The organism is Novosphingobium sp. (assembly GCF_036733805.1).
Lineage (GTDB): Bacteria > Pseudomonadota > Alphaproteobacteria > Sphingomonadales > Sphingomonadaceae > Novosphingobium.
Genome location: NZ_DAIMZT010000082.1, coordinates 3,352 through 8,171, shown reverse-complemented (window position 1 = coordinate 8,171; position 4,820 = coordinate 3,352). Strand labels below are relative to the sequence as shown.

8 protein-coding genes are annotated in these 4,820 nt (G+C 60.7%); 2 read left to right on the top strand and 6 right to left on the bottom strand.

Features of this window, described 5'->3' with window-relative positions; genetic code table 11:
- Positions 1-20 precede the first annotated feature (20 nt).
- The 5 genes from V7D69_RS14400 to V7D69_RS14380 all read right to left on the bottom strand — a co-directional run bounded on the left by V7D69_RS14400 (position 21) and on the right by V7D69_RS14380 (position 2,169).
- Complete coding sequence (locus V7D69_RS14400; RefSeq protein WP_324061749.1) at positions 21-260, bottom strand: DUF4170 domain-containing protein; 240 nt, start codon at positions 258-260, stop codon at positions 21-23.
- 127 nt (positions 261-387) lie between these two features.
- On the bottom strand, positions 388-930 hold the full coding sequence (locus V7D69_RS14395; protein WP_333606138.1) for a hypothetical protein: 543 nt from the start codon (positions 928-930) through the stop codon (positions 388-390).
- Positions 923-1,240: a hypothetical protein gene (locus tag V7D69_RS14390; protein WP_324061746.1), complete on the bottom strand. Its 318-nt coding sequence runs from the start codon at positions 1,238-1,240 to the stop codon at positions 923-925. Before V7D69_RS14390 ends, V7D69_RS14395 begins: the two co-directional genes overlap by 8 nt.
- On the bottom strand, positions 1,237-1,623 hold the full coding sequence (locus V7D69_RS14385) for a phage holin family protein (protein ID WP_324061744.1): 387 nt from the start codon (positions 1,621-1,623) through the stop codon (positions 1,237-1,239). Before V7D69_RS14385 ends, V7D69_RS14390 begins: the two co-directional genes overlap by 4 nt.
- A gap of 30 nt (positions 1,624-1,653) precedes the next feature.
- Positions 1,654-2,169, bottom strand: coding sequence for a hypothetical protein (locus V7D69_RS14380; protein WP_333606137.1), 516 nt, complete (start codon positions 2,167-2,169; stop codon positions 1,654-1,656).
- 177 nt (positions 2,170-2,346) lie between these two features.
- On the opposite strand from V7D69_RS14380, the gene eno reads away from it, so the two are divergent.
- Together eno and V7D69_RS14370 are read left to right on the top strand one after the other, a co-directional pair.
- Positions 2,347-3,633, top strand: a complete 1,287-nt coding sequence (gene eno / locus V7D69_RS14375; RefSeq protein WP_333606136.1) for a phosphopyruvate hydratase — start codon at positions 2,347-2,349, stop codon at positions 3,631-3,633.
- 110 nt (positions 3,634-3,743) lie between these two features.
- Positions 3,744-4,178, top strand: coding sequence for a MarR family winged helix-turn-helix transcriptional regulator (locus V7D69_RS14370; protein WP_333606135.1), 435 nt, complete (start codon positions 3,744-3,746; stop codon positions 4,176-4,178).
- A 15-nt stretch (positions 4,179-4,193) separates the two neighbouring features.
- Here V7D69_RS14370 and V7D69_RS14365 read toward each other — a convergent pair whose 3' ends face one another.
- On the bottom strand, positions 4,194-4,646 hold the full coding sequence (locus V7D69_RS14365) for a MarR family winged helix-turn-helix transcriptional regulator (RefSeq protein WP_324061434.1): 453 nt from the start codon (positions 4,644-4,646) through the stop codon (positions 4,194-4,196).
- Positions 4,647-4,820: the final 174 nt, after the last annotated feature.

The window sequence follows — 4,820 nt, the reverse complement described above, 5'->3', positions numbered from 1 at the left end:
GCAAATTTGCCGTCGCCTGATCAGCCCGCTCCAGGCCAACCCCGTGAGCAGTTACCCGGCTCAAGCAGACGATGCAGATGGACAATGACATATTTCATTTCCGCATCGTCCACGGTGCGCTGCGCCGCTGACTTCCAGGCATCCTGCGCGGTGGCGAAATCCGGATAGACGCCGACGAGATCCATTTCCTTCAGGTCGACGAATTCAAGGCTGCGCGGGTCTTTGACCCGGCCGCCCATCACGAGGTGAAGCTTCTGCATGGGGTGGGCCGCTTTCGTGGTTGGGAGAGGCGGCCCCTATAAGTTTAGGCGGGGTGCAGGGCAAGGGCCGATCGTCGGCGTGGAACACCTTCTTGTATATTGCGAATAGATAGCAATAAAAGGCGGTTCAATGTCGTAACCGGCTGCTCAGATCGCTCGCCATAGTTTTCACCTTATGAGATCGGTCCGAAGCGGCATCAGTAATCCGATGCGCCTTCTCTGCCGCGGCTTCTCCCAACTTGCCCGCTCGGGTGGCCGTCATCCGACCCAGGGCGCTGGCGGCGGCAAGAGCGGCAAGGCCGTATTTCTCCAATTGGTACGCGGTCTTGTGGCCGGCTTTTTCGGCGCTGTCCTCCAAAGCGGACGCCTGTTTGCGCAAGCCTCGTCCCAGCGCGTGCGCATTGTCGCCAGCATCGCGTCCGAAGGTCATCGTGGCTGCTCCGGCCGCTTCGGCGAGGTGGATTGCCTTGCCGATCACCTTGCGGGTCGATTTCCTCGGAAGCAGTGCGCTGACCGCCACCCCGGCCGCAATCGCGCCTGCGACCGCCAGCGCCGGATGTTTTTTGACGAACAAGGCCAGCTTTTCCGAAGGGCGCTGATCTGTCGAGGGCGCTGATAGAGGCACGATGTTCTGCCGGGTGGCGGACTTTGTTGGATCAGTTTTAGTCACCGTCCAGCTCCTTTATCTTTTCCGCTGCAGGAGCGAGCAAATGCTCGACCCAGGCCATAATGGGATTGCGTAATATCCAAAGCGCCAGCGCCGCGATGGTTCCCCCCACCGCACCTGGATGAGCTTCCGCCACAGCCACCGCTTCATCGAAAATTTTCTTCGCTTGTTCCATGGCTTCGTCGGCGATGCGGCCGGCAAGCCCGCGTTCTTCGAGATCGGTCTTGAGGGCATTGTAGTGTCCGTTGAACACGGCGCGGGCGGCGTCGCGCGAAGCACGGTCGGCAAGGACCTGGGCGGCAAGCTTGCTCATCCTGCATTCTTCTCGTCGGACAGGATCGCCATCATCCGCGTAACGCGCGTGCGGGCAGAGAATGCGCAAGTCGCCGCAATGAGCAGCAGCAGCAGCGTCACCGCCCCCATGGCTCCCCAAGGACCAAGCAGGGGCCCGAGCGCGATCACGGTGCCCGTTACCAGGGCCATGAGCGAGAAAAAGACAAGTACCGCCGCGAACGCCAAGAGCAGCGAAATCGTCTTGCTCTCTGCGCCCGCATAAGCGGCGCGGGACTTCTGGAACGCAAACTCGGCCTGCGCCAGCACTCGCCCTTCCTCGGCGAGTTGGCGCAGTTCCTCTACGAGCGAAGGCTCTTCGACCTCATGCTCGATCGTCGCGAGGTCCTGATCGGACTGCTGCATCGTTATCGTCGTTCGAACCGCCGTTTTGCCTTATTCGCTCTTCTTGAACATGCGGCCGACCATAAAGCCCGCTGCAATGGCCATGCCCACGGCCAGGCCAGGGCTCTTGCGAACGAACTCCTTTGCATCTTCGCCCAGTTCGTCGAACGATTTTTCGTCCAGGCGGGTGCCGGCATCCTGCATCGATTTAGCGGCAGTACGAACGTAATCGCCGTATTTCGCGCCGACCTTCTCGTCGATGAGATGCGCGTTTTCGTCGATCATCTTTGAGAGGCCGACGATCGCCTGGCTTGTGCGCGCCTTGCCTTCATTGGCGTATTCCGACGCTTTCGATTTGGCGTCACTGGCGAAGGTGGTGGCCTTTTCCCTGGCTTCCTCGGACCTGGACTTGGCTTCGTCGGTCCATTCGCCGGTGGCCTGGGTGAACTTTTCACGGCATTCGTCAGCCAGCGCCTGCGCACCCGCCTTGGCTTCTTCCATGGCCTTGGCGAAATGATTCCGGGCGTTTCCGGTGCCGTCTCCAGTGGAAGCAGTGGGATCGACCATGGCGGTTTCCTTCCTTTGACGCCCCTTCGACGCGGGGCAGACTCCCATATAATTGATCTGCGGCCAGAGTAACACAAGTTGCGCTATATTGCTGCAACGCAACTTGTCAGGCGAAGTTCCCCCGCCTAGAGCCGCGCAAACGGCGCAAATCGGCGCTTGCAGGAGGAGACCGCACTAATGACCGCGATCATCGACATCCACGGCCGCGAAATTCTTGACAGCCGCGGTAATCCTACCGTCGAAGTCGACGTGCTGCTCGAAGACGGAAGCTTCGGTCGCGCAGCGGTCCCTTCCGGCGCTTCTACCGGAGCGCATGAAGCAGTGGAACTGCGCGACGGTGACAAGGGGCGTTACCTCGGCAAGGGTGTGTTCAAGGCGGTTGACGCGGTCAACACCGAAATCGCGGAAGCGCTGGTCGGCGTGGATGCCGAGGATCAGCGCGATCTGGATTTGGCGATGATCGAGCTGGATGGCACTGAGAATAAGGGGCGCTTGGGCGCCAATGCGATTCTGGGCACCAGCCTGGCCGTCGCCAAGGCAGCCGCGAACGCGCGCGGATTACCGCTCTATTCGTATATCGGCGGCGTTTCTGCGCATGTTCTGCCGGTGCCGATGATGAACATCATCAACGGCGGCGAGCATGCGGACAATCCGATCGATTTTCAGGAATTCATGATTATGCCGGTCGGTGCGGGATCGCTGGCGGAAGCCGTGCGTTGGGGCGCGGAGGTGTTCCACACGCTGAAGAAGGGCCTCTCCGAAAAGGGGCTTGCGACAGCGGTGGGTGACGAAGGCGGCTTCGCGCCTAACCTCGCCAGCACGCGCGATGCGCTGGATTTCGTCATGGCCTCGATCGAGAAGGCCGGATTCAAGCCCGGCACGGAAATCAAGCTCGCCCTGGATTGCGCCTCGACCGAGTTCTTCCGGAACGGAAAGTATGAAATCAGCGGCGAGGGGCTTTCGCTCGATCCCGCCGCTTTCGCCGACTATCTTGCCGATCTGTGCGACGCTTACCCGATCGTTTCGATCGAGGATGGCATGAGCGAGGACGATTTCGAGGGCTGGAAGGCGCTGACGGACAAGATCGGCCACAAGGTGCAGCTTGTCGGCGATGACCTCTTCGTCACTAACCCGAAGCGGCTTGCCATGGGGATTGAGAAGGGGCTGGCCAATTCGCTGCTGGTCAAGGTCAATCAGATCGGTTCGCTGACCGAGACGCTGGAAGCGGTCTCGATCGCAAACCGCAACGGCTACACCGCCGTGATGTCGCATCGTTCGGGTGAAACGGAAGATTCCACTATTGCCGACCTCGCCGTGGCCACCAACTGCGGTCAGATCAAAACCGGCTCGCTGGCCCGATCCGATCGGCTTGCCAAGTACAACCAGCTTATCCGCATCGAAGAGGAACTGGGCAAGGCCGCGCTTTATGCCGGCGCGGGCGCTTTCGGTCGCTTGAGCGCCTGATACTGTGCCCGCCGGTGCCCTCAGCACGCGCCGAGGGCCACCGGCGGGCAGCAGTTTTGGCTGGCCAATACTAAGCAAGCCTACTAACTCCGGCCCATATGGAACGCAGGGTGGGCACGGTCCTGGCGCAAGTGGCCCGATTGATGCGCCGCGCCTTTGATGAGCGGGCACGGGAAATCGGCGTTACTCGCCCGCAGTGGCTGGTGCTCAGCGTCCTGCAACGCCATGAGGGCATCAAGCAGGGCGGCCTTGCTGAAATCCTGGAAGTGGAGCCTATCACGGCGGGTCGAATGATCGGTCGGATGCAGGAGGCCGGACTTGTCGAACGACGGGAAGACTCGACGGATCGCAGGGCCCGGCGCCTTTATCTCACCGATCGCGGTCGTGAGATTATCGAGCGTCTGCAGCCCTTGGCGGTAGAGACTTCGGATGAGGCGCTGAAAGGTGTATCGGCGCAAGACAAGGCGCAGCTGGCGCGCATTTTGGAAATGATGTTGGAAAACCTCACCGGTCGCCCCGGTGGCCGTGGGCCAATGGAAAATTGACGGCCGAGAAGTGCTCTAACCGCGGTTCACGCTTTCATAAATGCGGTTCAGGAAGCTTAACAGCTGTTCGACTTCGGCATCCGAAAAGCCGTTGAACATACGATGCTCGCTTTCGGTCGCCAGGGCGCCGAGCTTGGTGAGAAGCGGTTCGGCCTGCCTGGTCAGATAGACGGCGCGGGCGCGGCGGTCATCACGACGCTCGCGCCGCTCAAGCAGACCATCGGCGCACAGTCGGTCGATCAATCGGCCCGCCGACGCTTCGGACATCTGCAGATATTCGGCAATTGTGCGCTGAGTGGAACCCGGACAACGCGCGACGACCGCGATCATCGCCCATTGCGAACGCGTCACGTTGAGTGCGGCCACCTTGCGGTCGAAGTTATTGCGCACCAGGCGGGCGATCACTGTAAGCCGCAAACCGGCTCGCCGCTTCGGGCTTTCATGTTGGTCGTCGAACGGATTTTTCATGGGTTCCGTGTTGTCGTCAGCCTGGATTACCACCGTGGGTTCTCACTCTCGATATTCAGGTGCGTTTGACGATGACAGCGGGCCCGGAAACGGGGCCGCGCGGTAGTCGCTTGGAAACGAAATCTCGCCGCAGTGACGATTGCTTTCACAGGTCAGTATATCGTGATGATGATG